The organism is Micromonospora deserti (genome assembly GCF_003236335.1).
In the GTDB taxonomy this organism is placed as follows: domain Bacteria; phylum Actinomycetota; class Actinomycetes; order Mycobacteriales; family Micromonosporaceae; genus Micromonospora; species Micromonospora deserti.
This window is the reverse complement of the sequence record NZ_POUB01000074.1, coordinates 1-22,453: the sequence shown is the minus strand read 5'-3', so window position 1 is coordinate 22,453 and position 22,453 is coordinate 1. Positions and strand designations below refer to the sequence as shown.

Genomic DNA, 22,453 nt, shown 5'->3' with positions numbered 1-22,453 from the left:
GGGGTGGGGGATCATCGCTGCCTGGTGCGTCACGGGTCCGTCCTCCCGCTCCACCCGGACGTCGGGCGGTACGTCCAGGTCGCCCGGTGCTCGTCGCCGACCCACTCCTGCACCTCGGTGATGCGGCCCGGCCACCAGGCGTAGAAGCCATCGGGGCGGGTGCGTAGTTGCCGCACGGCGACCTGCGCTGCGGCGAGGGAGCCGTAGACGCCGAAGATGGTCAGGGTTTCCTCGTAGTCCTGCACCGGGTCGACGGCGATGAACACGCGGGCGGAGTGCTTGGTGGCGGTCATCGGCTGATCCCGTCCAGCTCGACGGTGACGACGGGGCGGCCCGTCGACCGGTCGGCGTGCTCCGCGAGCAGCGCCCGCCAGCCGTCGACCACGTCGGCGCGGATCCAGCCGGTGTGCCGGCCGCCCCCAGCGCCGAACGGGACGCCGCTGTCGCAGCGGCGGACGACGTCGGCGAGGGCTGCGGCGAGCCGGTCCGCCAGGTCGTTGTGCGGCGGGCTGACGGCGGCCTCGGCGGCGTAGACCAGGGCGACGATCTGGTGGGCGATGCCCTCGTGTTCGTCGGTGACCGCGCCGGCCGGCCACGCGGCGTACCAGCCGGCGAGCAGGTCGCGGATGACCTCCACCCGCTCGGACGACGTGTCGGCGGCGGCGAACGCCCGGGTGGCGTCGTCGAGCAAGTCCTGGACGGCGTCCGGGTCGGGCTCTTCGTCGTGGCACCAGCATCCGCAGGCCGCGCAGATCGGCGGCGTGCACTGGTCGTCGTGGAGGCGGTCCTCGAGTTGGAAGACGTCGCGCAGGTCGTTGACCGTGCACGCGTACCGGCCGCCGGCGACGAGCGCGGCCAGGTCGGGGGTGATCTGCCGCTCGGCGAGCTGGCGGAGGGGGCAGTCCCAGTCGGTGGCGCTGGGGTCGTTGCCGGGCGGGCAGGTGGCGGGGTGCTCGAGGGACCAGGTGCCGTCGTCGGCGAACGTGATGACGTGGTGCTGCGGGGAGCCGACGGTGCAGTAGCCGCCGGCGCCGTGGCGGTGCGACGGCGCGCCGGGCAGACAGGGGCAGCCGGCCGCGTCGACGGCGCGGATGACGTCCTCGGCGAGCCGGTAGTGTGCCTCCGCGGGCATGACGGCCGCGTCCTCGGCGTACTGCTCACCACGGTCGTCGGGCCAGCCGAGGACCTCGAGCGCGGCGAGCACGCGAGCCGGGTCGATCGGGGCACGGTTGTCGGTCAACGGTGTCTCCTGAGCTTGACGGCGAGCAGCCGGGCGCGCCGGGGGCGTAGACGGCGGGCGCGGATCAGCAGCGGCACGACGTGCCGGATCACCGCCGCCCGCACGCTCGGTTCGGTCACGGCCGCCACCCGTCGGTGGAGGCCGTCAGGTCGAGCCGTTCGACGATCACCTCGACGGTCGGGCACGGACCGAAACACAACGGCTCTTCACACCCGAGGCACCACGGACACCGGCAGTGGCAGTGCTCCCGGCCGCCGTGCGGCGCGTCGAACCAGCCGCGCCCCTGACAGCCGAAGCAGTCGGGGTCCGGCCGGCCGGTCGACGACGGATCGGACGAGTGAACGTCGAGGACGCGTAGGACGACGCCGCGCAGCAGCTCGTCGACGCCGGGCCGGCGGACGTGCTCGCGGATGGCGTGCACGGCCTGGTCGTGGGTGGCGATCAGCAGCCCAGTCACCGCCGCCTCCGCTTGGCCGCCCGACGCTCGGCACGGTTCCCGCCCGGCGGCACCTGCGCCATGGCCCGCTCGATCGCCGCCATATCGCCGCGCTGGCCGCCGGCCACGCGCACCGGCGCGGCGTCACAGCCCGGCTCCCACCGGCGGCCAACCAGCCGCCACCGGCACCCCGGGCGATCGTCGGACAGGCTCACCGGCCGCGTACAGCGGCACGTCGCGCCGGCCAGCAGTCGCTCTGCCAGTGCCAGCGCGGCCGCCGTCGGCGACCGGTGCTCGTCGGCGATGACCCGCGCGCCCCGGTAGGTGGCCACCGCGTACCACCGGGCCTCTTCCGTCGGCCCGTGCTCGTCGCCGGCGTACCCGATCTCGAACCCGGCCGCGCCGGCCCGGCCGACCAGGTCCGCGCAGGCGATCACAATGTCGTCGTTCATCGGCCGACCACCGGGCCGCCGACCACCGGGTGCCGCGGGTCGTCCCGCCAGCCGAAACACCACGCGCACAACGTCATGCCAAGCGGCAGGAAGTCGTGCCACACGTCGAGGCCCGCCAGCTGGCCGAGCACCGCCGGCAGTGGCTGCCGGTCCAACTCCGCCCGCGCGTCACGCAGCTGTGACCGGTGCGGGTGCCGGCGCCGGTGCGCCTCGTTGGCCGCGTCCTGGCAGGGCTGGCACGGGACCTCGCCGCGGCGGCGGTGTCGGACGTGGCCGGCTTCTTCGCCGCACCGGCCGGTGTCGGTCGGCGCCGCCAGCGTCATCGTGGTCACGCCGCCACTCCTTCCTCGGATGCCCGGGTGCGCCCCGCGCGGGCGAGGACCTGGGTCACGTACACCTCGTCGACGCCGGTCACCGCGGCGATCTGCGCCGGGGTCCAGCCGTAGCCGTGCAGCCGCAGCAGGTACGCGGCCCGCTGGTGCTGGTCTGGGATGCCGGCGCCCCGGCTGGGGGCCGGCACGGGGTGTGTCGGTGCCAGCCGGGGCGCGGCGTACCGCTCGCGGAGGAGCGCGGTGTACAGCTCGTCGTGGTCGCTCATGACGGCCGCTCGGGTGGGCGGAGCAGGTTCCGCACGTCCAGCAGGGCGTCGGTGAGGGTGCCGCTGGGGCCGGCGGTGCGGAGCCGCTGCTCGATGTAGGCGAGGGCCTGGTCGTGGCGGGCGGTGAGCTGGGCGTGCCGCACGTCCGGGTCGACCGGGTCGACCGGCGGTGGGGTGCGGCCGAAGAGGCTAGCCACGGCCGGTCACCTCCGCCCGCCGCTGCTCGATCACCCGGATCCACAGCTCCCGCAGCGCGTCGAACTCGTCGGCCATCGCCGCGTCGACCTCGGTGATGTCGGGATTGGGGGCGGTGGCTCCGATGGCTGTGTCGAAGCCGAATGCCACCGCCTCGTCGACACTGATCGGCGCGCGGTAGTAGTTGCCGAGCAGCTGGCCGAGGACGCAGTAGCAGTTGTGCGACATGACCAGCTCATCGACGTCGATCGGGCCGCCGCCCTCCCAGGGGCCGGCCTGGTCGGGCCGGTCCGCCTTCCACCAGTCCGGGTGGTTGGCGTCGAGCCACGCGATTCCCCGGTTGACGCGGGCTTGCAGCTCGCCGGTCGTCATCACCGGGGCGGTCACGACGGCTCACCGTCCAGCAGCGGCTCCCACAGCTTCCGCAGTGCGCCGAGGACCCGAGGGCCCCGCAGCCACGTCAGCACCTCGTCGTGCTGGCCGTGCGTGACCGGGCACGTGACGATCCAGAACTGGCTCTTGCGGGGCTGAACCATGAACAGGCGCAGCTCCTGCTTCGAGCGATCCTCGCCCTCCACGAACAGGCTGTCGTGCTGCGGCCGGGAGTAGTCAAACCAGTCCCAGCGGTAGACGAAGCTCATGTCCTCGTCGGAGGCCTCAACCACCTCGCGCAGCTCCGCGAACGATTCGAGGTCCTCCGTGTAGCCTTCCGGCCCGTAGTACGGGTGGTCGATCTCGTAGAGGCGCTTCACGCCGCGTCACCGCCGCCGGAGAACTCGGCCGCCGGCGCGGCCGCCTTCGCCGCCTGCGCCTCCCGGTGCTCCGCCACCAGTTCCTCGGCCGACGCTTCCGGCACGCGCCGCTCCCCGGCGCCGTCACCGTCGCCCTCACCGCTGGGCAGCACGGAGAACAGGTCCGCCGGCTCCTGGTCGTCGATGCCCGTCCGGTCCTTGTACCGCCGCTGCAACAGCGTCCGGACCACCTCGACGTCCGCCTCATCGGTCACGACCTCGATGTGCGCGATCTCCACCGTCGGCGTCCGCGACCCGTCCTCGCCGTCGACCTTGTAGAAGTTCGGCTTCACCCGGACCAGGCCCCAGTACTCGGCGTGGAGCAGGTCGTCGTCGACCAGCTTGCTCTCGATCTGCACGAGGCCGTTGCGAGGCTTGTTCTCCTTGGAGAACTTCGCACTGATGTTGACCGTCACCTACTGCTCCTTGGTGTGGGTGGTGGCCAGGGCGTCGGCCCGGGCCTTGTGGATGAGGGCGGCGGCGTGCCAGCGGGCGGCCGCGCGGGTTGCCCGGTCCCGGTCAGTCCGGGCCTGGTCGCGTTCAGCGGTGAGCCGGCGAATCTCGGCGTCGACGAGCCGCCCGAGCAGGTCACGCAGCACCGGGCACCTCCCGGCGAACCACCAGCACGGTCACCTGCGGCTCAGCTGTGGTCGTCATCTCCGCCTCCCTCCGGGCGGTCCAGCACGGCCAGCGCCGCGTCGGTCAGGTGCACCGGGGCGCCGTAGTCGAGGGCGTTCAACTCGGCCAGGGCCAGGCACAGCAGCCGATCCCGCGTGTGCGGGCACAGCTCGTTCAGCGCGTCCACGACGCGCGGGCCCGGGCAGACGTCGACGACCTCGCACATCTCGGCGTCGGCGTGCTCCCGGACGCCGGCGACCAGCTCGGCGAGCAGCGCTTTGTGCTGGTCGACGGACGCGAGGATGTGCGGCGGCAGCGACCCCGTCATACCGGCACCACCGGCCCCGACTCGGTGGCCAACGTCGGCCACGTGACGTTGCCGAGCGCCCGACGCTGGTGCGGGTTGTGCAGCGGCACCACCTGCTGCCCGTACGCCGCCAGGCCCAGCGTCAGCAGCGCCACCGCGTCGGCCTGGTCGTGGCCGTCGACGTGCAGCAGCCGGCCGTACGTGGAGACGACTGCCTCCAACACCTGCGTCTTGTTGGCGTTGCCCTTCCCGGTCGCCCACGTCTTCACCTCGGGCGGGTGCACGTCGACGTACCGGATCCGCTGGGCGTGCAGCCAGTGCTTGACGACGCCGTGCAGCTCGGCGAGCCGCAGCGTCGTCGCGCCCTTGCCGTCGAACTGCGGCAGCCACTCGACGACCACCAGGTGCGGCCGGCACTTCACCGCGGCCGCGACGTCGCGCAGGACGGCGTTGATGCGGTCGTGGTCCATGTCGGTGTGGCCGTGGGCGGTGCGGGCGGTGTGGACGGTCCGGGCGAGCAGGCCGCCCCGGCCGTGGTGATCGTGAGTCGCGGCCACGCCGGTCGCGGCGAGGGAAAGGTCGAGGGCCACCATGCGCAGCTCGGTCATCAGAACGGCGCCTCGCTGTCGTACTGCCGGCCGCGCAGGCGATCAGCGATCAACCGGGCGCGCGACCTGATCCGCCAGGTGAGCCGCCACCAGAGGTGCTGGAGGCGGGTCGGGTTGCAGTTCGGGCAGTTCCGCCGGCCGATGTAGCCGGAGTCACCGCACGGCGGGCAGTCCGGCTCCTCCTTCGGCTGGCTGTGGTCGTACTCGTCGTCCCAATTCACTGCCCGGCCCTCGATCCGGGCTGCGCGACCTCGACGTCGCCCCATGCGTCCTGGGTCGTTGGCGGCGGGGCGGCCGGCTGCTCGACGGCGGCGGGCGCCGCCGCAGCCTGCGCGGTGATCTCGTCGCCCGTCACTCGGGCCGGGAACTCGTCGTCGACCGACAGCTCACCGCGCCGGATCGACTGGAATACGACGCCCAGATCGGCGACGTCGGCCGCCGTCCACTGCCCGCGCTTACGGCCCAGCCGGTCCTCGATCTGCAGCACCCGCACACCGATCCCGGCGAACGCGGTCACCATGTCGGTGACCCGGTCGACCAGCGGCTTACCGTCGCCACGCTCGATCGTCTGCCGGCAGAGGTCCTGCGCCTCGGCCACGAAGTCCGCGGGCAGCACGGTGAAGATGGCCTCGCGGACCGCCCGGGCGCCGATGTTCTGGTTGTTCAGGTAGACGTCCTGCAGGTCAACCAGCGGCTTACGCTGCCCGTTCGACATCCGGGCGTGCGGCACCTGGAAGGTCCGCGACGAGCGGACGTTCGTCTGCTGGTCCCACGCGTACGCGCGGATCTCGGACATGCCGCGCTCGTCGTCGCGGTGCAGCTCGTGCACGCCGTGGTCGAGGTTGCCCCAGATCCGGGCCAGCTCGCGGGCGAGGTGCACGGACGGGCCGGAGCCGCGGTTGCGGACGGAGTAGAACGCGCGGGAGGCCAGGCCGAGCCGACCGCACGCGGCCTTCATCTCGGCCCACGCGCGGCCCATGTCGCGGGGGTTCTGCTGCGCGACCTGGACGGCGGCGGCGACCTCGGCGACGGCGCGGGCCTGCTCGACGGCGGTCGTCTGGGTGGCCGCGGGCGGCACGACGGCGGCCGGGGTGACGCGCTCGATGGCGCGCTGGCTGGTGCTCACGACTTCTCCTTGGTGGTCTGGCGCTTGTAGCTGCGGATGGCCTGTGCCTGCTCGCGGATGTCGGCCGGGACGCGCTCCAGCGCCTTGCACGGGCACCAGTCGTAGACGCGAGTGCCCTCGAATGCTCCGGACTCGAAGAGCAACTTCGGGTGGACGCCCTCCTGGTCGGCCAGCTCGATGACCAGGTCGTAGACCCATGCGGGCAGTTGGGCTCTCACATCAGCTCCTGGGCGTAGCGGTTCTCGATGTAGCCGGGCAGGCTGATCAGCGCGACGTCGTCCGTGTAGCCCGGCCACCGGCCGGACTCGACGCAGCTGCGGTAGACGTGCCGGGCCTCCCGGTTCAGGTGCGCGGCGATCCGGCGCGCCGTCGGGTCGGGCTGCGCCACCGTCACCACGTACGGCGGCTCCTTCTCCTGGAAGATGAAGACCATCTGCGGGTTCGGGTGCCGGCCCAGCGCCCGCAGCCCGCCCTCGTACCAGTCGCCCTGCCGGTGGTAGCCGCGGTCGGAGATGACCTTCTGCAGGGCCTCCGGCTCGGCGGTGGTGCAGGTCTTGTAGTCGGGCACGATCAGCCGGTCGCCGCCCGGCGCGTCCGGCAGGAAGTCGATCCGGGCCCGGCACTTCACCCGGGTTTCCGGGTCGATCCAGAACAGCGACACCTCCGGCTGGCCGGTGCCGGGCCGCAGCAGCGCGGACGCTTCCGGGTGCTCGCGCAGCTTCTCGGCCATCGCCTCGACCCGGTCCATGTCGGCCGGCTTCAGCGGGATGTCGCCGGCGTCGCGGATGGCCTTGACCTGCGCCTTGACCTCGTTGGTGTCCCACCGGGGGCGGTCGACGACGACGAGCTTGGGGCCGGTGCCGAGGACCAGGTGGTGCGCGGCGTGGCCGAGGTCGAATTCCTTCTTCGGCGGCTGCGGGTTGTCGCGCTTGTGCCGGAACTTCGCCGGGCAGGACGGCGGGAGCAGGTCCCGGGCGCCGGTGCTCGACAGGCTGCCGCCGGGGACCGGGTCGGCGTGGTAGACGTCGTCGGGCACCCCGAGATAGATCCCGGGGCGCTCGACGACGAACGGCTTGACCTCGGTCACTGCGGCTCGATCTCCGAGAGGTGCCCCGGGTGGCCGTACGGGCCGACCTTCCTGGTCATGCGACGGCCACCACGGGGAACGCGCCCGTCAGGTCCCGGGCGGCGGTCTGGTGCGCGGCCGGCACCGTCCACAGCGACGGCCGGGCCACCCCGCCCCACTCGTCGTCAGGCACCAGGCCCAACTCCCGATCCACAGCGCAGTGGGCCAGGAGCTTCCGGGCCGGCACCGGCCGGGCGCGGAGCCGGCCGCCCTGCGGGCGCAGCGGGTACGCGATGGCGAGGATCAGCAGCACCGGGACGACGGTCGCCGCCAGCACATCGGTAGGCATCAGGACTCCTTGGTGTTCAGGGCGAGCCGCAGCTCGACCCGCTCGGCGAAGGGAAGCTCAGGCAGGGCGGGGTGGTCGGGCTGGAGAGGCGCGCATGCGGTGCGGGCCTGCGCGTTGAGCGAGGGCCGCGGTGCCGGGCGGCGGTGCCACAGCCACGCGAACAGCACGGTCGTGCCGGCGAACAGGACCACCAGCAGCAGAAGCACGATGTCTGCGGCGGTCATCGCCGGTCACCCCCGGTGGGCGCGGCGGGCACCCCCGCACCCGCCGCGCCCAGCTCGGACCCCGGCCGGCCCGAGGACTGATGAGTGCGCCGCTCGACGGTGTCGAAGGCGGAGCCGGCCGGGGCGTTCGGAGACGGCCGCCGCCGCGGCGCACGGCCCGTAATGGACAGGCCGTCGACGCCCTCCGGCAGCGGAGGCGGCGGCAGGTCGTCATCGTCGTCGCGGGAGTAGCCGAGACCAGTCGGGTCGTCGTCGACGACACCCATCAGCTCGCGCAGGGCACGCTCTGCCTGGATGGCGGCGGCGAGCCGACGCGCCTCCTGCTGCCAGAAGTTCCACGCCGCGTACGCCCCGTTCAGCCGGAGGTTCACGGCCTTGACCCGGTCGGTCTTCAGGTCGTCCCAGTCGGACCTCTCGGCGAGGCTGGTCAGCTCGTCGTTGACCTTGTTCCACCGGGCGGACGCGGTGTTGGTCTGGTGCGTGGCGTGCCGGAGCTTGCGCCACAGGTCGTCGAGGTAGGTGCGCTCATCGGCGGTCAGGGGGAAGCGCATGGCCGGTCACGCCCCGGCCTGCTCGGTGGGCGCCGGCTCGTCCGCGTGCTCCTGCGGCTGCCCGGCCGGCTCCGGCCACTCCGCCTCCGGCAGCTCGACCAGCCCCACCGGGAAGCCCCGCATCGGGCTCAGGCTGTCGTACTGCGCACACCAGGCGGTGCCGAACCGCGCGATCATCGCCGCCCGGGCGCTGTCGTAGGTGCCTCGGAACCGCACGTACCGGCCGTCGAACTGCTGCCCGGCGCCGAAGGTGAAAAACCGGTCCTGCTCCACCTCGTCCGGTTCCAGGGCCGGCTTGCCGTAGAACGTCACCGTCACGCCGTCGCTGAAGTCCGACGTCTCCGACTGCCACGTCAGGCTCTTTGACGCCGACCCACAGTCGGACAGCGGCAGGTCCAGCGCCTCCGACAGCCGCGTCACCTCGCCATCGAGCAGCTGCACGCCCACCGACGGGCCGCCGTATGCGCGCACCCGGGGACGAACGTCGGCCATCAGGTCGGCCAAGTCGCGCAGCCCCTTGACGACCGTCCAGCGGCGGACGGCCTCGACCGCGTCGGCCACCTGATCCTCGGTGGCCAGCCGCACCAGGTAGTCAGCGGACCACTTCACGCCCTGCGGCTCGCCGCCACCGACCGGGGCGAGGGTGAGCGCGACCATTGAGTCGGGACCGCTGCGGTAGGGCAGCGAGTGCTCGACCGTGAACACGGTCGACGCGCCGCCGCCCTTGATGAGGACGTGCTGGCGGCGCTCCAGCTCGCCGGCGGCGAGCCACTCCTGCGGGTTGCTACTCTGCTGGGACATCGACCTGTCTCCTTCTGTGGTAGGTCGGTGGACGGGGCGGGTCGCCTGGCGAGAGGCGGCCCGCTTCTTGCTGGCCGGGCGGCCGTCCGGAGCCCTACGTCGCGGACAGCCGCCCGGGGATCAGGCCGGGGCGCCGGTCGTAGCGATCGCCTTCTCCTGCCGGATGTAATGCGTGGTCTTCATCGCTCAGGCCGCCTTCCGCTGCTGGCGAGCGGCGCGCCGCTGGGCGACGGCCACGTGGATCTCGGCCAGGACCTGGCTCAGCGCCTCGGCCGCGGCACGGCCGCCGGGGCTGTCGGGGTCGATCGGCTTGATCGGCTTGCGCGGCCCGGATGGGGGCGGCGGGGTCGACGGGCCGCCGGGCGGGTGCGTCACCGGTCCACCCGCTCGAACAGGGCGTCCACCGTCGTGCCCAGGTCGGCGGCCATGCGCATCGCCACCGTCAGGCTCGGCTGCCACTTCCCGGATCGGATTCGGAACATGTGCTGCCGGTTGATGCCGTGCAGCTTGGCCTGGGCGACCACCGTCGTCACGCCGGCCCTTTCGGCCGCCAGCGCGTCGTAGACGCCCACGCGTAGACGCACCTTCGCGTCACTGCGGGCCGTCGATGCGTCGCCCTTTTGCGTCGCTTCCATGTTCGCCACGGTAGACCGTCGCATTGTTACGTCGCAAGGTGCGACGCAGGTTAGCGACGAAATCAGCCGTTCGGCTGACCCTGGCGGGGGTAGCTCGTGCCCTATCGTCGCAAGTAAGCGACGCAATCAGGGGGTCTGAGGGCATGGCGCAGTGGAGAGCCGTAGCAGGACAGCGACAGGTCGACCGACCCCGTGAGCTGCACTTACGCGTCGTCAAAGTGCGACCGGAGGCGACGCATCAAGATCCGTTCGGGTCGCCGTACCGTGTGCATATGAGCGACGGTGCCAAGCGGGAGAGCTGGGCGGAGTATCTGCGGCGGATGACCGACCGCCCCGGCTGGAGCGTTGCCCGACTGGCACGCGAGTCCGGCATTCACCGTGCGACTCTGTTCCGCTGGATCGCCGGCAAGGGCGGGGCCAACGTCGCGAGCGTGCGCCAGATCGCCGAGGCGCTCGGCGACGACCCGGCCAACGCGCTGCGCGCCGCTGGCAACATGGAGGGCGCGCCCGAGGAAGCGCTCGACCCAGACCTCCAGGTCATCATGCGACGCCTCGCCAGCCCCGACACGCCGGAGGCCGAGAAGGACGCGATCCGGACCGCGTTGAAATACCTCGCCCAGGTCGCAGAGAGCGCGCAGCCCGAGCGGCCAGGCCGCGTCATCCGCCGGCGGGGCCGCGCCGCAAGCTGATGCCCCGCCGTCGCGGCAACCTCGCCGCCGTACCCGACCAGCCCCGCCGGTTCGTCGCCTATCGACGCGTCTCCGAACTCATGGGCCGCGGCGGCGACGACTTCCACAGCCCCGATATCCAGCTCGCCGCCATCCGCCGCATGGCCACGCCCGCCGGACTGCGAGAAGTCGCTGTCGTCGACGACATCGACCAGACAGGCCGGAACTTTTCCCGCGAAGGCATCGACAAGGTTCGGCGGATGGCCGCCGCCGGACAGATCGACGTCCTGGCCGTCTACAAGGTCGACCGGTTCGGCCGCAACGTGCTGGAGTCGCTGCAACTGCTCGCCGAGCTGGCGAACAGGGGGGTCACCATCATGTCGGCCACCGAGCAGATCGACACGTCCACCCCGACCGGCCGGTGGATGCTCACCAACCTGCTGGCGATCGCCGAAATGCAGTCCGACGAGATCGGCCGAGGCTGGTCGAATACGATCGCCCGCCGGGCCGAAAAGGGCCAGCATCACGGCCGACCCCTCGGCTATGTGAAGCGGAACAAACAGCTCGTGCCCGACCCGGAATTGGGTCCCGCGATAACCGAGGTGTTCCGCCGGTACGCGGCCGGCGATCCCATAGGTGAGATCACCGAATACCTCGCGGCACTGCGGGGAAAGGCGATGCACACCGCCAACGTCAAGAAGATCCTGCGCAATCCTGCCTACCGGGGAATGGTCATCGCCGGCGACGAGGTGTTGCCCGGCGAGCATGAGGCCCTGGTCGACGACCTGACCTGGAAGCAAGTGCAGGGCCGGCTGGCGGCCGAGGCCGGCACGCCACCCCGGCATCTTGCGCCGACCTGGCCGCTCGTCGGCTTGGTCGAGTGCCCGCAGGAGCACAAGCTCCAGCGGCAGGGCGACCGGCTGGTGTGCGGGCACGGCCGCGGCGACGTCAAGGGCGGCACCTGCCCAGGGGTGGGCCGGCCCATCCTCGCCAAGGTGGAGGACGAGGTGCTGCGACAGGTCGCCGAGTGGGGCGCCGAGCTGCGCACCGACCACGGCGCGAGGACCCACCGGTTAGCCCGGCTGGCCGCCGACCAGGTCGACCGGGCCGCTCTGCAGCGACAGATCACCGAAGCTCGGGCCGCGATGGTCAAGCTCGTCAAGGACAACGCCCGAGAACGGATCGAGCCGGACGTGTACCGCCAGGCGATGGCTGAACTGCGGGACGCGGAGCAGGGCGCCGCCGCGCAGCTGGCCCGCATGGCGCCTGCCGACGCGCCACCGGATCCGGAGGTCGCGGCGCACGCCGTCGAGGCGCTGCTGGCCCTGTGGCGGGACCCGGAGGTGACGCACGCCGAGCGGGTGAAGGCGCTACGGTCGGTCGTCTCTCGCATCGAGGTCCGCCCCGCCTCGCACTGGCGAGAGCCGGAGGACAAGCGGGTTGACGTGCAGTTTCACTGGTAGCGGTCTGTAATGCCCCACGATCGTGGGCAACGTGCTCACCGCCCCGGAGTGGCGCCGTACCACCCAGAGCAACACGCTGGTGGCCAACTTCAAGGTGGCCTCGACGGCCCGCCGGCTCGACCGCGACAGCGGCCGCTGGGTCGACGGCAACAGCCTGCGCGTGCGGGTCAACTGCTGGCGCAAGCTCGCCGAGGGGGTGGCCGCCTCGGTGATGGTCGGCGACCCGGTGGTGGTCTGCGGCCGGCTCTACACCCGCGACTGGACCGACGACGCCGGCAACCACCGCACCCTGTACGAGCTGGAGGCGGTCGCGGTCGGTCACGACCTGTCCCGGGGCCGGGGCCGGTTCCTGCGCAACCGGCCGACGATGACCAGTATCGCGGTCGAGGACGCCGAGGCCGAGCACCGGGTGCACGGCGAGCCGACCGAGCCGGTGCCCGACGAGGAGGCGCCCGCCCGGCCCGAACACCGGCAGCTGAACGACGATGTCGAGCTGCCCGACTTCAGCGCGCCCCGCCCCGGCCCGGGCTTGCCGGCCGACGGCGTCGACAGCTCTCTCGACCCCTTCGACGAGGCGGCGGACGGCACCGACGACGGGCCGGCCAGCGGGGTCGGCGAGGCCGAGGAGCCGGCGGGCGACGGCCCGCCCGGCGACGACGCCGGAGACGAGTTGAGCCCGCTGCCGGAGGAGATCGGTGCGGGCCGCGCGCCGACCGGGCGCGGCCGCCGGGGGCGGGTGCCGCAGCCGGTGTGACCGCAGGACGGCGGTACGACGGGGGCGGGGTGACGACCTGGCGTCGTCACCCCGCGTGCCGGGTCCCGCGCTCCCCACCGCCAGCCCTCAGGTGTCGCAGCGGAGCTACGGCTAGGCCGGGCGATCGTTGGCGACGGTTCGGCCCGGCCCGGTGCGACCCGGCCCGGTCGGCCGGGCCCGGCGCGGCGGATGGGACTGCCCGCGTCCGGCGGTGCGGTGCGGCGGTGTCGCGTGTGGGAGGCGGGATCCCCTGGGGTGCGGGCTCGACCGCACGGCGGTGTCGCGTGTGGGAGGCGGGATCCCGCGGGGTGCGGGCTCGACCGCACGGTGGTGTGTGGTGGGCCGGTGTCCCCGTCCTGGCCACGCGTGGCGGGTGTCTCCGGGGCGTGTGCGCAACCCGGGGCCGGGGCGGCGCTGGGCTACGCTGCCGGCCGGAGGTGAGGCGGGTGCGGCAGGCGACGTCGGTGGCGACCGCGGCGGGACTGATCGCGGGGTACGCCCTGGACGCGCTGCTTGGCGACCCGCGCCGGTGGCACCCGGTGGCCGGGTTCGGTCGCGCCGCCGGTGCCCTGGAGCAGCGGATCCACCGCCCGGATCGGGCCGCCGGGACGGCCTTCGCCGTGCTCGCGGTCGGCGCGCCGATGTTGCTCGGGGCGGCCGCCACGGTCGCCACCCGGCGCCGGCCGGTGACCCGGGCGGCGCTGGTGGCCGCCGGCACCTGGACGGTGCTCGGCGGGCGCACGCTGCGCCACGAGGCGGAGGTGATGGGCCGGGCGCTGCGCGACGGCGACCTGCCCGCGGCCCGGCAGCGGCTCGGCCACCTCTGCGGCCGGGACCCGTCCGCCCTGGACGAGCCCGAGCTGGCCCGGGCCACCGTCGAGTCGGTCGCGGAGAACACCTCCGACGCGGTCGTCGCCCCGTTGCTCTGGGGCGCGGTCGCCGGCCTGCCCGGCCTGCTCGGCTATCGCGCGGCGAACACCCTCGACGCGATGGTCGGCCACCGTTCACCGCGCTACGCCCGCTTCGGTACCCCGGCGGCCCGCCTCGACGATCTGCTCAACCTGGCGCCCTCCCGGCTGACCGGGCTGCTCACCATCGCGGTGGCAACGGCCGCGCAGGGCGACCGGAAGCGAGCCTGGCGGGTCTGGCGCCGCGACCGCAACGACCACCCCAGCCCCAACGCCGGGCAGTGCGAGGCGGCGATGGCGGGCGTGCTCGGCGTACGGCTGGGCGGACGCAACGTCTACTTCGGGCGCTCCGAGGTGCGGCCGTTCCTCGGCGACGGTCCCCGGCCGGAGGCCCGGCACCTGAAGCGGGCCGCCCGCATCTCCGGCGCCGTCGGTCTCGCCGCGCTCGGGTTGGCCGCCGCGTACCCCGTGACGGTGGGCCGGCTGGTGCAGGCCGTCGGCCGGCGCGGCCTGGCGGTGGTCCGCGGCCGGCGCAGAGCCGGCGGCGTGTCCCGGGCCGGCGGACGGGGGAGCGGGCGGTGAGCGGCGGGCTCCTGGTCGCCGGCACCACCTCCGACGCCGGCAAGAGCGTGCTGACCGCCGGCATCTGCCGGTGGCTGCACCGGCAGGGCGTGAAGGTGGCGCCGTTCAAGGCGCAGAACATGTCCAACAACTCGGCGGTCGTGGTCGGCCCGGACGGCCGCGGCGGCGAGATCGGCCGGGCGCAGGCGATGCAGGCAGCGGCCTGCGGTCTCGCTCCCGACCTGCGGTTCAACCCGGTGCTGCTCAAGCCGGGCAGCGACCTGGCCAGCCAGGTGGTGCTGCTCGGCGAGGCGGTCGACACGGTGACCGCCGGCAACTTCCGCGAGCTGCGGCCCCGGCTCGCGCAGACCGCCTTCGCCGCGCTCGCCGCGCTGCGGGCGGAGTACGACGTGGTGATCTGCGAGGGGGCCGGCAGCCCGGCCGAGATCAACCTGCGCGCCGGCGACTACGTCAACATGGGGCTGGCCCGGCACGCCGGGCTGCCCACCATCGTGGTCGGCGACATCGACCGGGGCGGCGTCTTCGCCTCGATGTTCGGCACCGTCGCGCTGCTCGACCCGGCCGACCAGGCGCTGATCGCCGGCTTCGTGGTCAACAAGTTCCGTGGCGACCTGGGACTGCTCCGGCCGGGGCTGGAGATGCTGCACCGGGTCACCGGCCGGCCGACGTACGGGGTGCTGCCCTGGGCGCTGGACCTGTGGCTCGACGCCGAGGACTCGCTCGCCTACGGCCGGGTGCTCGGCCGCCCGGCCGCGCCGCACGGCACCGAGTGGCTGGACGTGGCGGTGGTCCGGCTGCCCAGGATCAGCAACGCCACCGACGTCGAAGCGCTCGCCACCGAGCCGGGCGTCCGGGTGCGGCTGACCGTGGAGCCCGCCGAGTTGGCCGCCGCCGACCTGGTCGTCCTGCCCGGCTCCAAGTCGACCGTGGCCGACCTGGCCTGGCTGCGCCGGAGCGGCCTAGCCGACGCCGTCCTGGCCCACGCCGCGGCCGGCCGGCCGCTGCTCGGCATCTGCGGCGGCTTCCAGATGCTGGCCCGGGCGATTCACGACCCGGTGGAGAGTCGGCAGGGGAGCGTGCCGGGGCTCGGCCTGCTCCCGATCGAGATCACCTTCGATCCACGCAAGACCGTCCGCCAGTCGACGGGCACCGTCGGCGGGAACGTCGCGGTCCGCGGCTACGAGATCCACCACGGGTACGTCTCGTCTGCCGACCCGGCACTGGTCCCGCTGCTGACCTGCGCGGACGGCACCGGCGAGGGGGTGGTTCTCGGCGCCGTCCACGGCACCCACTGGCACGGCGCCTTCGAGTCCGACGCGTTCCGCCGGCGCTTCCTCACCGAGGTGGCCCGGTTGGCCGGCCGCACCGGGTTCCGGGTGGCCCCGGGGACCGCCTTCGCCGCCGCCCGCGAACGCTCCCTGGACCTGCTCGGCGACCTGGTCGAGGAGCACCTGGACACCGACGCCCTCCGGCGTCTCATCGAGGCCGGCGCGCCCGCCGGCCTTCCCTTCATCCCGCCCGGCGCCCCACCCGCCGCTGGCTGAGCCACGACCCGGAGCAGCCGCAGGTGCGCCCCACCCGCCGGCTGAACAGCCAGCGGGGAGCGGCTGCAGGAGAGGTCACCGGACCGTGGACGAAGCCGCACGGTCAATCAGCGGCTGCGTTCAGAACCGCCGGTTACTCCCTCCCACGTCCGCACTGTCACGGGCGGACGTCGGCGGGGCGGTCGGACATCGGCAGTCCCGCGGTCAGCCAGGCCTGCACTCCGCCGATCATGTCGGTCGCCCGGTGCAGCCCGAGCGCCCGCAGACTCGCCACCGCGAGGCTGGAGCTGTAGCCCTCCCGGCAGGCGACCACGATCCGCAGGTCGTACCCAATCGCCTCGGGGATGCGCCAGGTGCTGGCCGGGTCCAGCCGCCACTCCAGCACGGTCCGGTCGATGACGATCGCGCCCGGGAGTTCCCCCTGGTCCCGCCGCTGCGCCTCGGTGCGGGTGTCGACCAGCAACGCCCCGGCGCGGACCGCCTCGACGGTCTGGTGCGGGGTCAGCCGCCGAACCCCGGCACGGGCCTGTTCCAGCAGGGCGTCGACGCCCGGACTCATCACGCTGTGGGACACGAGCCGATCATGCCGCCCCGCCCCGGGCTCCGCCCGGTGAACGGCCCCGCACCGACAGACGACCGCTCGATCGGGCGACCCCGTTCGGGGAGGGCGAGCGCGCCCGCGTGCCGGGTCCCCGTCGACCGGCCGCCGCTCCGAGGGCGCCGACGACGGCGCGACGCCCAAGGTCGGGTCGCCGGCCTCCTCGCCGGCAGGGGCAACGGCACAACCGCGACGCCCCGGCGCAGGCCGGTCCCGCCGCCGGTTACCGTCGGCCCCGTGGCGGTGGCGTTGGTCGAGGCGTACGCCCGACTGGCCCGTCGGGTGCTGGCCGGGCCGGCGCGGTTGGGGCGGACCCGGCTGGTGGCGGTCGACGGGCCGAGCGGTGCGGGGAAGAGCGTGTTCGCGGCGCGGCTCGCGGACGCCCTCGCCGCGTTGCCCGGTGTGGAGCGGCCACCGGTGGTGCACATCGACGACCTGCTCGACGGCTGGGACGACCAGCTCACCTTTTGGCCCCGGCTGGAGGAGTGGGTGCTCGCGCCGCTGCGCGCCGGCCGCCCGGGGGCATATCACCGGTACAGCTGGGTGCGGCGCTGTTTCCTGCCCCGTCCGGTGCCGGTGCCGGTTGCGCCCGTGCTGCTCGTCGAGGGGGTGAGCGCGGCGCGGGCGGCCGCGCGGCCGGACCTCACCCTGTCGGTCTTCGTCACCGCCCCGGCGCCGCTGCGGCTCGACCGTGCGGTGCGGCGCGACGGCCCGGGGATCCTGCCGGAGCTGCTCCGCTGGCACGCCGGGGAACGGGCGCACTTCGCCGCCGACGACACCGCGAGCCGGGTCGACCTGGTGGTCGACGGCTCACCCACCCTGCCCCACGACGCCACCCGCTACTACGTGCGCCGGCCCTGACCGGCGTGCGCCGCCCCGGCCGGCGTGCGCCGCCCCGGCGCCGGCGTGCGCAGCCCCCGGCCGCAGTGTGCCCTCATGGGGCGGCCTGACCGTCCGGGGCATGGACGCCGGCCGCGGGCTGCGGCACGATGCGGGGAGGTCGGGGTACGGGGAACGGGGAGTCAACATGGCAGCAGCCGACGCGCCCGCGCGGCGCCGGATCACGCTCACCGGCATCAGCTCACGCGCCTGGGAGCATCCCGCCGACCGGGGCGCGCTGGTGGCGCTGCGCGAACTGCGCGGCTTCGACGACGTGGTCAAGACGTTTTTCGGGATGTGGAACGAGCGCGGGTTCCGGCTGTCCTACCTGGCCGCCGGAATCCGGGTCGACCACCGGCAGTACCCGGCGGTGTTCCAGCGCTACACCGAGGCCGCCGCCACGCTCGACGTGGCGGAACTCCCGGAGCTGTACGTGACGCAGTCGCCCTGGCTGCGCGCCGAGGCGGTCGGCCTGGACCGGCCGTTCATCGTGCTCAGCTCCGCCTGCGTCCAGCAGCTCGACGACGACGAGCTGCGCTGCCTGCTCGGCCACGAGCTGGGGCACGTGGGCAGCGGGCACGCCGTCTACAAGACCATCCTGATGATCCTCACCCGGTGGGCGGCCAACCTCAGCTGGCTGCCGGTCGGCGCGTTCGCGCTGCGGGCGATCATCGCGGCGATGCTGGAGTGGTGGCGCAAGGCGGAACTCTCCGCCGACCGGGCCGGCCTGCTCGCCGGGCAGGACCCGGCGGCGGCGCTGCGGCTGCTGATGAAGCTCGCCGGCGGCGGTGACCTGTCCCAGGTCGACACCACCGCGTTCCTGGAGCAGGCGGCCGAGTACGCGGGCGGCGGCGACCTGCGGGACAGCCTGCACAAGCTGCGGATGACCGCGTGGAGCACCCATCCGGTGCCGGTGGCCCGGGCTGCCGCGCTGCGGCAGTGGATCGACTCCGGGGCGTACGGACGGGTGCTGGCCGGGGAGTACCCGCGCCGCGCGGACGACGGCTCGGCGCGGGTGTCGGAGGAGATCAGGGCGGCCGCCGAGTCGTACCGGGAGGCGTTCGGGCGCTCGACGGACCCGCTGGTCGGGCTGCTGCGCCGGCTCGGCGACGGGGCCGCCGACATCGGTGGGTGGGTCGGCGGCACGGCCGGGCGGGCCCGCTCCTGGATGGACACCGCGGCCGAGGCCGCCCGCCGGGCCGGCCGGCCGGCGGACGACGGCGGCGGCGGGGCGACGAACGGCGCGGACGCCGCCGCTCCGGGCTCGGCGGGTACCACCGGGTAAGGCCGGCATACGATGCCGGTCATGACCACACCGATCATGTCCGAGTCCGAGGTACGGGCCGCCGTCGAGCGTGAGCTGCCCGGGGTCCGTGCCGACCTGGAACGCCTCGTCCGCATCCCCGGCATCGCGTTCGAGGGTTTCGACCACTCGCACGTGGAGCGCTCCGCCGAGGCGGTGGCCGAGCTGCTGCGCGGCTGCGGCCTCGACGTCGAGATCGTGCGTTCCGGCGGCCAACCGGCCGTGATCGGGAGGAAGCCGGCGCCGCCCGGCGCGCCGACGGTGCTGCTCTACGCCCACCACGACGTCCAGCCGGTCGGTGATCTGTCGCTGTGGGAGTCCGAGCCGTTCGAGCCGGTCGAGCGGGACGGCCGGCTTTACGGCCGGGGTGCCGCCGACGACAAGGCCGGCATCATGGCGCACGTGGCGGCGCTGCGCGCGTTCGGCGACGCGCTACCGGTGGGCGTGGTGCTGTTCATCGAGGGCGAGGAGGAGTACGGCTCGGACTCGTTGGAGCGGCTGCTCGCCGAGCACCAGGACGAGCTCGCCTCGGACGTCATCGTGATCGCCGACTCCGGCAACTGGGACATCGGCGTACCGGCGCTGACCACCTCGTTGCGCGGCATCGTCAACTGTTTCGTGGAGGTCCGCACCCTGGAGCACGCCGTGCACAGCGGGATGTTCGGCGGTGCCGTGCCGGACGCGCTCACCGCGCTGGTCCGGCTGTTGGCCACCCTGCACACCGACGCGGGCGATGTCGCCGTCGACGGTCTGGTCGGCCGGGAGGGCGCGAGCGTCGACTACCCGGAGGACCGGGTCCGCGCGGAGGCGGGGCTGGCCGAGGGCGTCCAGTTCATCGGCACCGGCCGGATCACCGACCGGCTCTGGACCAAGCCGGCCCTGTCGGTGCTCGGCATCGACGCGCCGGCCACCGGCGAGGCGCCGAACGCCCTGGTCCCGGCCGCGAAGGCGAAGCTGAGCGTCCGTCTCGCGCCCGGCGACGACTCGAAGCGGGCGTACGCGGCGCTGCGCGCCCACCTGGAGAAGCACGCCCCGTGGGGCGCGCAGGTGACGGCCACCTTCGAACACGACGGCGACCCCTGCGTGATCGAGGCGTCCGGGCCGATGTTCGACGCCGCCCGCTCGGCGTTCCGCACCGCTTGGGACGGCACCGACCCGGTGGACATCGGCATCGGCGGTTCGATCCCGTTCATCGCCACCTTCCAGGAGATGTTCCCGCAGGCCACGATCCTGGTCACCGGGGTCGAGGACCCGCATGCCCGGGCCCACGGGCCGAACGAGAGCCTGCACCTCGGCGAGTTCGCCCGGGTCTGCCTGTCCGAGGCGCTGCTGCTGGCCAACGTCGCCCGGGTGGGCACGGAGCGGAGTTAGGTGTCGGAACCGTAACTTCCCGGTCGATCTGGGAGTTTGCGGTGTGTCGGGCGCGGAGCTGTTATAGCCTTTCGAACATGAGTACGAACGAGGTGATGACCCGGCTCGAGGCCGCCGTCAGCGCTCTGGGGGACGTGGACGTCTCCGCGTGGTCCGAGGACACGCTCAAGGAACAGATCGGCGAGCTCTCCGCGGCGCTGGTCGCGCTCGACACGCTGCTCTCCCGGGTCGCCGACGAGGTCCGCGCCCGCGGGCTGCGCATCGAGGAGCCGGTCTCCGCCTGACCCGGCCGGCCACGGCCCCCGGGCTCGATCGACCCGCCGTGCGGCGCGTCGCGGTCTCCGGGTCGGGCGGGGCAGCGCAACGGCCGGGTGGTGTCGGAGTCGGCTGGCAGGATGGAGCCCGTGCGGTTCCTCGATCTGGCAGCCACCTCCGCGGCCGTCGGCGCCACCCGGAGCCGACGGGCCAAGGTCGAGCTGCTCGCTGGCGCGCTGCGCTCGCTCGACCCGGCCGAGGTTCCGGCCGGCTCGGGTTACCTTGCCGGCGAGCTGCGTCAGCGGCAGACCGGGGTGGGCTGGGCGAGCCTGCGCGACCTGCCGCCGCCGGCGGCCGAGCCGACGTTGACCGTGGCCGCGGTCGACGCGGCGATCGACGAGATCGCCGCGGTGCACGGACCTGGTTCGCAGGGTCGCCGCCGGGCGCTGCTGGGCGCGCTCTACGCCGCCGCCACCGCCGACGAGCAACGGCTGCTGACCGGCCTGTTCAGCGGTGAGCTGCGCCAGGGCGCCCAGGCGGGCCTGCTCGCCGACGCGGTGGCCCGGGCCGCCGACGTGCCGGTCGCCGCCGTACGCCGGGCGCTGCTGCTCGCCGGTGACCTGCGCGCGGTGGCGGTGGCTGCGCTCCGCGGCGGCGCGACGGCGCTGGCCGCCTTCGGCATCCAGGTCGGGCGCCCGCTCGCGCCGATGCTGGCGCAGAGCGCGCCCTCGGTCGACGAGGCGCTCGCCGCCACCGGCACGCCCGCGGTGGTCGACGTCAAGCTCGACGGCATCCGCATCCAGGTGCACCGCTCCGGCCCGGACATCGCCGTCTTCACCCGCAGCCTGGACGACATCACCGCCCGGGTGCCCGAGGTGGTCGCCGCCGTGCGGGCGCTGCCCGCCCGGGACGTGGTGCTCGACGGTGAGGCGATCGGGCTGGACGCCACCGGCCGGCCGCTGCCGTTCCAGCAGACGTCCAGCCGGGCGGCGCGGCGCACCACACCCGCCACCACCGGCCGGGGCGCGGTCGCCCCGGCGGTGGTCGCCGCCGCCGAGACCACCGGCGAGGCCGTGCTGACGCCGTACTTCTTCGACCTGCTGCACCTTGACGGCGAGGATCTGATCGACCTGCCCGGCCGGGACCGCTGGGCCGCGCTGGCCGGCGCGGTCGACGAGTCGCTGCTCGTCGGCCGGATGGAGGTCGACGGCCCCGAACGGGCCGGCGAGGCGTTCGCCGCCGCGGTCGACGCCGGCCAGGAGGGGGTGGTGGTCAAGGCGCCGGATGCCCCCTACGACGCCGGCCGGCGGGGGGCGGCCTGGGTGAAGGTCAAGCCCCGGCACACGCTCGACCTGGTGGTGCTCGCGGTCGAGTGGGGCAGCGGCCGGCGCCAGGGCTGGCTGTCCAACCTGCACCTGGGCGCGCGGGATCCGCGCACCGGCGACTTCGTCATGCTCGGCAAGACGTTCAAGGGGCTCACCGACGAGCTGCTGCGCTGGCAGACCGAGCGGTTCCTGTCGCTCGCCGTGGAACGCGGCGACTGGGTGGTGCGGGTGCGTCCCGAGCAGGTGGTCGAGATCGCCTTCGACGGGGTGCAGACCAGCACCCGCTACCCGGGCGGGATGGCACTGCGTTTCGCCCGGGTGGTGCGCTACCGGGCCGACAAGACGGCGGCCGAGGCCGACACCATCGACGCGGTCCGCGCCATCCACGCCGGCCGGGCCACCGGGTGACCAGCCCGCCCGGTCAGGGGCGGGTGCGTCAGGCCGCGCCGTGGGGCGCGGGCTCGGCGGCCCGGTCGGCGGGGCGCTCCCCGACCGGGCCCGCCCGCCGGCGGGCCTCCCGCCGGGCCGCCCAGCCGTAGCCGAACAGCGTCATCGCGGCGAAGATCCACCACTGGACCACGTAGCCGAAGTTCTGCCAGTTGTTGGCGTGCCCGACCGGCACCGCCTTGAAGGTGGGATCGGCCGCCGGGGTCTGCCCGTCGAGCAGCAGGTACGCCCCGTGCACCGGGTAGGGCAGCTCACCGGCGATCCGGGGTACGGCGATCCGGCGGGTCTCCAGCTTCCCGTCGCGCCGGGAGACCACGGACGATCCGCTCTCGCTCTGGTGCACCCGACCGGTGACGGTC

General features: G+C 73.9%; 36 protein-coding genes. 10 read left to right on the top strand and 26 right to left on the bottom strand.

The annotated features are described in order from the left end of the window. Nucleotides 1-29: 29 nt before the first annotated feature. The 24 genes from C1I99_RS13340 to C1I99_RS13230 all read right to left on the bottom strand — a co-directional run bounded on the left by C1I99_RS13340 (nucleotide 30) and on the right by C1I99_RS13230 (nucleotide 9,997). Nucleotides 30-293 (bottom strand): hypothetical protein, encoded by a 264-nt coding sequence (locus C1I99_RS13340; protein WP_111134526.1) that lies wholly within the window; start codon nucleotides 291-293, stop codon nucleotides 30-32. Continuing rightward, nucleotides 290-1,240, bottom strand: a complete 951-nt coding sequence (locus C1I99_RS13335) for a hypothetical protein (protein ID WP_111134525.1) — start codon at nucleotides 1,238-1,240, stop codon at nucleotides 290-292. Before C1I99_RS13335 ends, C1I99_RS13340 begins: the two co-directional genes overlap by 4 nt. Further along, the gene (locus tag C1I99_RS34590) at nucleotides 1,237-1,359 is read right to left on the bottom strand and encodes a hypothetical protein (protein WP_267897491.1); all 123 of its coding nucleotides are present in this window, start codon (nucleotides 1,357-1,359) and stop codon (nucleotides 1,237-1,239) included. The genes C1I99_RS13335 and C1I99_RS34590 overlap by 4 nt, the downstream gene beginning before the upstream one ends. Continuing rightward, complete coding sequence (locus C1I99_RS13330) at nucleotides 1,356-1,697, bottom strand: hypothetical protein (protein ID WP_111134524.1); 342 nt, start codon at nucleotides 1,695-1,697, stop codon at nucleotides 1,356-1,358. The genes C1I99_RS34590 and C1I99_RS13330 overlap by 4 nt, the downstream gene beginning before the upstream one ends. Beyond that, on the bottom strand, nucleotides 1,694-2,128 hold the full coding sequence (locus tag C1I99_RS13325; protein ID WP_111134523.1) for a hypothetical protein: 435 nt from the start codon (nucleotides 2,126-2,128) through the stop codon (nucleotides 1,694-1,696). Before C1I99_RS13325 ends, C1I99_RS13330 begins: the two co-directional genes overlap by 4 nt. Then, the gene (locus C1I99_RS13320) at nucleotides 2,125-2,460 is read right to left on the bottom strand and encodes a hypothetical protein (protein WP_111134522.1); all 336 of its coding nucleotides are present in this window, start codon (nucleotides 2,458-2,460) and stop codon (nucleotides 2,125-2,127) included. Before C1I99_RS13320 ends, C1I99_RS13325 begins: the two co-directional genes overlap by 4 nt. Then, the gene (locus C1I99_RS13315; protein WP_111134521.1) at nucleotides 2,457-2,726 is read right to left on the bottom strand and encodes an RNA polymerase sigma factor sigma-70 region 4 domain-containing protein; all 270 of its coding nucleotides are present in this window, start codon (nucleotides 2,724-2,726) and stop codon (nucleotides 2,457-2,459) included. The genes C1I99_RS13320 and C1I99_RS13315 overlap by 4 nt, the downstream gene beginning before the upstream one ends. Beyond that, complete coding sequence (locus tag C1I99_RS13310; RefSeq protein ID WP_111134520.1) at nucleotides 2,723-2,923, bottom strand: hypothetical protein; 201 nt, start codon at nucleotides 2,921-2,923, stop codon at nucleotides 2,723-2,725. Before C1I99_RS13310 ends, C1I99_RS13315 begins: the two co-directional genes overlap by 4 nt. Then, nucleotides 2,916-3,308 carry a hypothetical protein gene (locus C1I99_RS13305; protein ID WP_111134519.1) on the bottom strand — a complete coding sequence of 131 codons (393 nt, stop codon included), beginning with the start codon at nucleotides 3,306-3,308 and terminating at the stop codon, nucleotides 2,916-2,918. The genes C1I99_RS13310 and C1I99_RS13305 overlap by 8 nt, the downstream gene beginning before the upstream one ends. Beyond that, nucleotides 3,305-3,673, bottom strand: a complete 369-nt coding sequence (locus C1I99_RS13300; protein ID WP_111134518.1) for a hypothetical protein — start codon at nucleotides 3,671-3,673, stop codon at nucleotides 3,305-3,307. Before C1I99_RS13300 ends, C1I99_RS13305 begins: the two co-directional genes overlap by 4 nt. Beyond that, complete coding sequence (locus tag C1I99_RS13295; protein WP_111134517.1) at nucleotides 3,670-4,128, bottom strand: hypothetical protein; 459 nt, start codon at nucleotides 4,126-4,128, stop codon at nucleotides 3,670-3,672. The genes C1I99_RS13300 and C1I99_RS13295 overlap by 4 nt, the downstream gene beginning before the upstream one ends. Next, nucleotides 4,129-4,311, bottom strand: coding sequence for a hypothetical protein (locus C1I99_RS13290; RefSeq protein WP_111134516.1), 183 nt, complete (start codon nucleotides 4,309-4,311; stop codon nucleotides 4,129-4,131). A gap of 41 nt (nucleotides 4,312-4,352) precedes the next feature. Further along, nucleotides 4,353-4,658 (bottom strand): hypothetical protein, encoded by a 306-nt coding sequence (locus tag C1I99_RS13285; protein ID WP_111134515.1) that lies wholly within the window; start codon nucleotides 4,656-4,658, stop codon nucleotides 4,353-4,355. Further along, nucleotides 4,655-5,245, bottom strand: a complete 591-nt coding sequence (locus C1I99_RS13280; protein ID WP_111134514.1) for a crossover junction endodeoxyribonuclease RuvC — start codon at nucleotides 5,243-5,245, stop codon at nucleotides 4,655-4,657. Before C1I99_RS13280 ends, C1I99_RS13285 begins: the two co-directional genes overlap by 4 nt. Then, complete coding sequence (locus C1I99_RS13275) at nucleotides 5,245-5,466, bottom strand: hypothetical protein (protein ID WP_111134513.1); 222 nt, start codon at nucleotides 5,464-5,466, stop codon at nucleotides 5,245-5,247. The genes C1I99_RS13280 and C1I99_RS13275 overlap by 1 nt, the downstream gene beginning before the upstream one ends. Next, a complete protein-coding gene (locus C1I99_RS13270; RefSeq protein WP_199562104.1) occupies nucleotides 5,463-6,371 on the bottom strand; it encodes a hypothetical protein in 909 nt (302 codons plus the stop codon). Before C1I99_RS13270 ends, C1I99_RS13275 begins: the two co-directional genes overlap by 4 nt. Continuing rightward, a complete protein-coding gene (locus tag C1I99_RS13265; RefSeq protein WP_111134512.1) occupies nucleotides 6,368-6,589 on the bottom strand; it encodes a hypothetical protein in 222 nt (73 codons plus the stop codon). The genes C1I99_RS13270 and C1I99_RS13265 overlap by 4 nt, the downstream gene beginning before the upstream one ends. Next, complete coding sequence (locus C1I99_RS13260) at nucleotides 6,586-7,458, bottom strand: PD-(D/E)XK nuclease-like domain-containing protein (protein WP_111134511.1); 873 nt, start codon at nucleotides 7,456-7,458, stop codon at nucleotides 6,586-6,588. The genes C1I99_RS13265 and C1I99_RS13260 overlap by 4 nt, the downstream gene beginning before the upstream one ends. 55 nt (nucleotides 7,459-7,513) lie before the next feature. After that, on the bottom strand, nucleotides 7,514-7,786 hold the full coding sequence (locus tag C1I99_RS13255) for a hypothetical protein (RefSeq protein ID WP_146603948.1): 273 nt from the start codon (nucleotides 7,784-7,786) through the stop codon (nucleotides 7,514-7,516). After that, entirely contained in the window at nucleotides 7,786-8,010 is a 225-nt protein-coding gene (locus C1I99_RS13250; RefSeq protein WP_111134509.1) for a hypothetical protein, read from the bottom strand. Before C1I99_RS13250 ends, C1I99_RS13255 begins: the two co-directional genes overlap by 1 nt. Then, nucleotides 8,007-8,561, bottom strand: coding sequence for a hypothetical protein (locus C1I99_RS13245; RefSeq protein ID WP_111134508.1), 555 nt, complete (start codon nucleotides 8,559-8,561; stop codon nucleotides 8,007-8,009). Before C1I99_RS13245 ends, C1I99_RS13250 begins: the two co-directional genes overlap by 4 nt. A 6-nt stretch (nucleotides 8,562-8,567) precedes the next feature. Then, nucleotides 8,568-9,362, bottom strand: a complete 795-nt coding sequence (locus C1I99_RS13240; RefSeq protein ID WP_111134507.1) for a hypothetical protein — start codon at nucleotides 9,360-9,362, stop codon at nucleotides 8,568-8,570. Between the two features lie 186 nt (nucleotides 9,363-9,548). After that, the gene (locus C1I99_RS13235) at nucleotides 9,549-9,737 is read right to left on the bottom strand and encodes a hypothetical protein (protein WP_111134506.1); all 189 of its coding nucleotides are present in this window, start codon (nucleotides 9,735-9,737) and stop codon (nucleotides 9,549-9,551) included. Continuing rightward, nucleotides 9,734-9,997 (bottom strand): hypothetical protein, encoded by a 264-nt coding sequence (locus tag C1I99_RS13230; protein WP_146603947.1) that lies wholly within the window; start codon nucleotides 9,995-9,997, stop codon nucleotides 9,734-9,736. Before C1I99_RS13230 ends, C1I99_RS13235 begins: the two co-directional genes overlap by 4 nt. Nucleotides 9,998-10,269: 272 nt before the next feature. On the opposite strand from C1I99_RS13230, the gene C1I99_RS13225 reads away from it, so the two are divergent. The 5 genes from C1I99_RS13225 (at nucleotide 10,270) to C1I99_RS13205 (ending at nucleotide 15,916) form a co-directional block, all read left to right on the top strand. Further along, complete coding sequence (locus tag C1I99_RS13225; protein WP_158554050.1) at nucleotides 10,270-10,686, top strand: helix-turn-helix domain-containing protein; 417 nt, start codon at nucleotides 10,270-10,272, stop codon at nucleotides 10,684-10,686. After that, complete coding sequence (locus C1I99_RS13220) at nucleotides 10,686-12,128, top strand: recombinase family protein (RefSeq protein WP_111134503.1); 1,443 nt, start codon at nucleotides 10,686-10,688, stop codon at nucleotides 12,126-12,128. Before C1I99_RS13225 ends, C1I99_RS13220 begins: the two co-directional genes overlap by 1 nt. Before the next feature lie 31 nt (nucleotides 12,129-12,159). After that, the gene (locus C1I99_RS13215) at nucleotides 12,160-12,882 is read left to right on the top strand and encodes a single-stranded DNA-binding protein (RefSeq protein WP_438941408.1); all 723 of its coding nucleotides are present in this window, start codon (nucleotides 12,160-12,162) and stop codon (nucleotides 12,880-12,882) included. A gap of 446 nt (nucleotides 12,883-13,328) precedes the next feature. Beyond that, complete coding sequence (locus C1I99_RS13210) at nucleotides 13,329-14,372, top strand: cobalamin biosynthesis protein (RefSeq protein ID WP_111134501.1); 1,044 nt, start codon at nucleotides 13,329-13,331, stop codon at nucleotides 14,370-14,372. Beyond that, on the top strand, nucleotides 14,369-15,916 hold the full coding sequence (locus C1I99_RS13205) for a cobyric acid synthase (RefSeq protein WP_111134500.1): 1,548 nt from the start codon (nucleotides 14,369-14,371) through the stop codon (nucleotides 15,914-15,916). The genes C1I99_RS13210 and C1I99_RS13205 overlap by 4 nt, the downstream gene beginning before the upstream one ends. A 157-nt stretch (nucleotides 15,917-16,073) precedes the next feature. Here C1I99_RS13205 and C1I99_RS13200 read toward each other — a convergent pair whose 3' ends face one another. Continuing rightward, nucleotides 16,074-16,475, bottom strand: a complete 402-nt coding sequence (locus tag C1I99_RS13200; RefSeq protein WP_111134529.1) for a rhodanese-like domain-containing protein — start codon at nucleotides 16,473-16,475, stop codon at nucleotides 16,074-16,076. Between the two features lie 276 nt (nucleotides 16,476-16,751). Between C1I99_RS13200 and C1I99_RS13195 the strand changes: the two genes are divergently transcribed. The 5 genes from C1I99_RS13195 (at nucleotide 16,752) to C1I99_RS13175 (ending at nucleotide 22,055) form a co-directional block, all read left to right on the top strand. Next, the gene (locus tag C1I99_RS13195) at nucleotides 16,752-17,375 is read left to right on the top strand and encodes a uridine kinase family protein (protein WP_111134499.1); all 624 of its coding nucleotides are present in this window, start codon (nucleotides 16,752-16,754) and stop codon (nucleotides 17,373-17,375) included. A gap of 166 nt (nucleotides 17,376-17,541) precedes the next feature. Next, nucleotides 17,542-18,678 (top strand): M48 family metallopeptidase, encoded by a 1,137-nt coding sequence (locus tag C1I99_RS13190; protein ID WP_111134498.1) that lies wholly within the window; start codon nucleotides 17,542-17,544, stop codon nucleotides 18,676-18,678. A 36-nt stretch (nucleotides 18,679-18,714) separates the two neighbouring features. Further along, nucleotides 18,715-20,067 carry a dipeptidase gene (locus tag C1I99_RS13185; RefSeq protein WP_199562105.1) on the top strand — a complete coding sequence of 451 codons (1,353 nt, stop codon included), beginning with the start codon at nucleotides 18,715-18,717 and terminating at the stop codon, nucleotides 20,065-20,067. 77 nt (nucleotides 20,068-20,144) lie between these two features. Continuing rightward, nucleotides 20,145-20,351: a hypothetical protein gene (locus tag C1I99_RS13180; RefSeq protein WP_111134497.1), complete on the top strand. Its 207-nt coding sequence runs from the start codon at nucleotides 20,145-20,147 to the stop codon at nucleotides 20,349-20,351. Nucleotides 20,352-20,471: 120 nt separating this feature from the next. Continuing rightward, entirely contained in the window at nucleotides 20,472-22,055 is a 1,584-nt protein-coding gene (locus tag C1I99_RS13175) for an ATP-dependent DNA ligase (protein WP_111134527.1), read from the top strand. A gap of 28 nt (nucleotides 22,056-22,083) precedes the next feature. Here the strand turns inward: C1I99_RS13175 and C1I99_RS13170 are convergent. Then, the coding region (locus C1I99_RS13170) for an SURF1 family protein (RefSeq protein WP_499877946.1) at nucleotides 22,084-22,453 on the bottom strand (370 nt) is incomplete at its 5' end.

What these genes read in the sequence shown, in the direction of transcription:
- C1I99_RS13340 (WP_111134526.1), bottom strand. Translation starts at nt 293, where the DNA reads ATGACCGCCACCAAGCACTCCGCCCGCGTGTTCATCGCCGTCGACCCG.
- C1I99_RS13325 (WP_111134523.1), bottom strand. Translation starts at nt 2,128, where the DNA reads ATGAACGACGACATTGTGATCGCCTGCGCGGACCTGGTCGGCCGGGCC.
- C1I99_RS13315 (WP_111134521.1), bottom strand. Translation starts at nt 2,726, where the DNA reads ATGAGCGACCACGACGAGCTGTACACCGCGCTCCTCCGCGAGCGGTAC.
- C1I99_RS13285 (WP_111134515.1), bottom strand. Translation starts at nt 4,658, where the DNA reads ATGACGGGGTCGCTGCCGCCGCACATCCTCGCGTCCGTCGACCAGCAC.
- C1I99_RS13280 (WP_111134514.1), bottom strand. Translation starts at nt 5,245, where the DNA reads ATGACCGAGCTGCGCATGGTGGCCCTCGACCTTTCCCTCGCCGCGACC.
- C1I99_RS13255 (WP_146603948.1), bottom strand. Translation starts at nt 7,786, where the DNA reads ATGCCTACCGATGTGCTGGCGGCGACCGTCGTCCCGGTGCTGCTGATC.
- C1I99_RS13250 (WP_111134509.1), bottom strand. Translation starts at nt 8,010, where the DNA reads ATGACCGCCGCAGACATCGTGCTTCTGCTGCTGGTGGTCCTGTTCGCC.
- C1I99_RS13245 (WP_111134508.1), bottom strand. Translation starts at nt 8,561, where the DNA reads ATGCGCTTCCCCCTGACCGCCGATGAGCGCACCTACCTCGACGACCTG.
- C1I99_RS13240 (WP_111134507.1), bottom strand. Translation starts at nt 9,362, where the DNA reads ATGTCCCAGCAGAGTAGCAACCCGCAGGAGTGGCTCGCCGCCGGCGAG.
- C1I99_RS13230 (WP_146603947.1), bottom strand. Translation starts at nt 9,997, where the DNA reads ATGGAAGCGACGCAAAAGGGCGACGCATCGACGGCCCGCAGTGACGCG.
- C1I99_RS13225 (WP_158554050.1), top strand. Translation starts at nt 10,270, where the DNA reads ATGAGCGACGGTGCCAAGCGGGAGAGCTGGGCGGAGTATCTGCGGCGG.
- C1I99_RS13220 (WP_111134503.1), top strand. Translation starts at nt 10,686, where the DNA reads ATGCCCCGCCGTCGCGGCAACCTCGCCGCCGTACCCGACCAGCCCCGC.
- C1I99_RS13200 (WP_111134529.1), bottom strand. Translation starts at nt 16,475, where the DNA reads ATGAGTCCGGGCGTCGACGCCCTGCTGGAACAGGCCCGTGCCGGGGTT.
- C1I99_RS13190 (WP_111134498.1), top strand. Translation starts at nt 17,542, where the DNA reads ATGGCAGCAGCCGACGCGCCCGCGCGGCGCCGGATCACGCTCACCGGC.
- C1I99_RS13185 (WP_199562105.1), top strand. Translation starts at nt 18,715, where the DNA reads ATGTCCGAGTCCGAGGTACGGGCCGCCGTCGAGCGTGAGCTGCCCGGG.
- C1I99_RS13180 (WP_111134497.1), top strand. Translation starts at nt 20,145, where the DNA reads ATGAGTACGAACGAGGTGATGACCCGGCTCGAGGCCGCCGTCAGCGCT.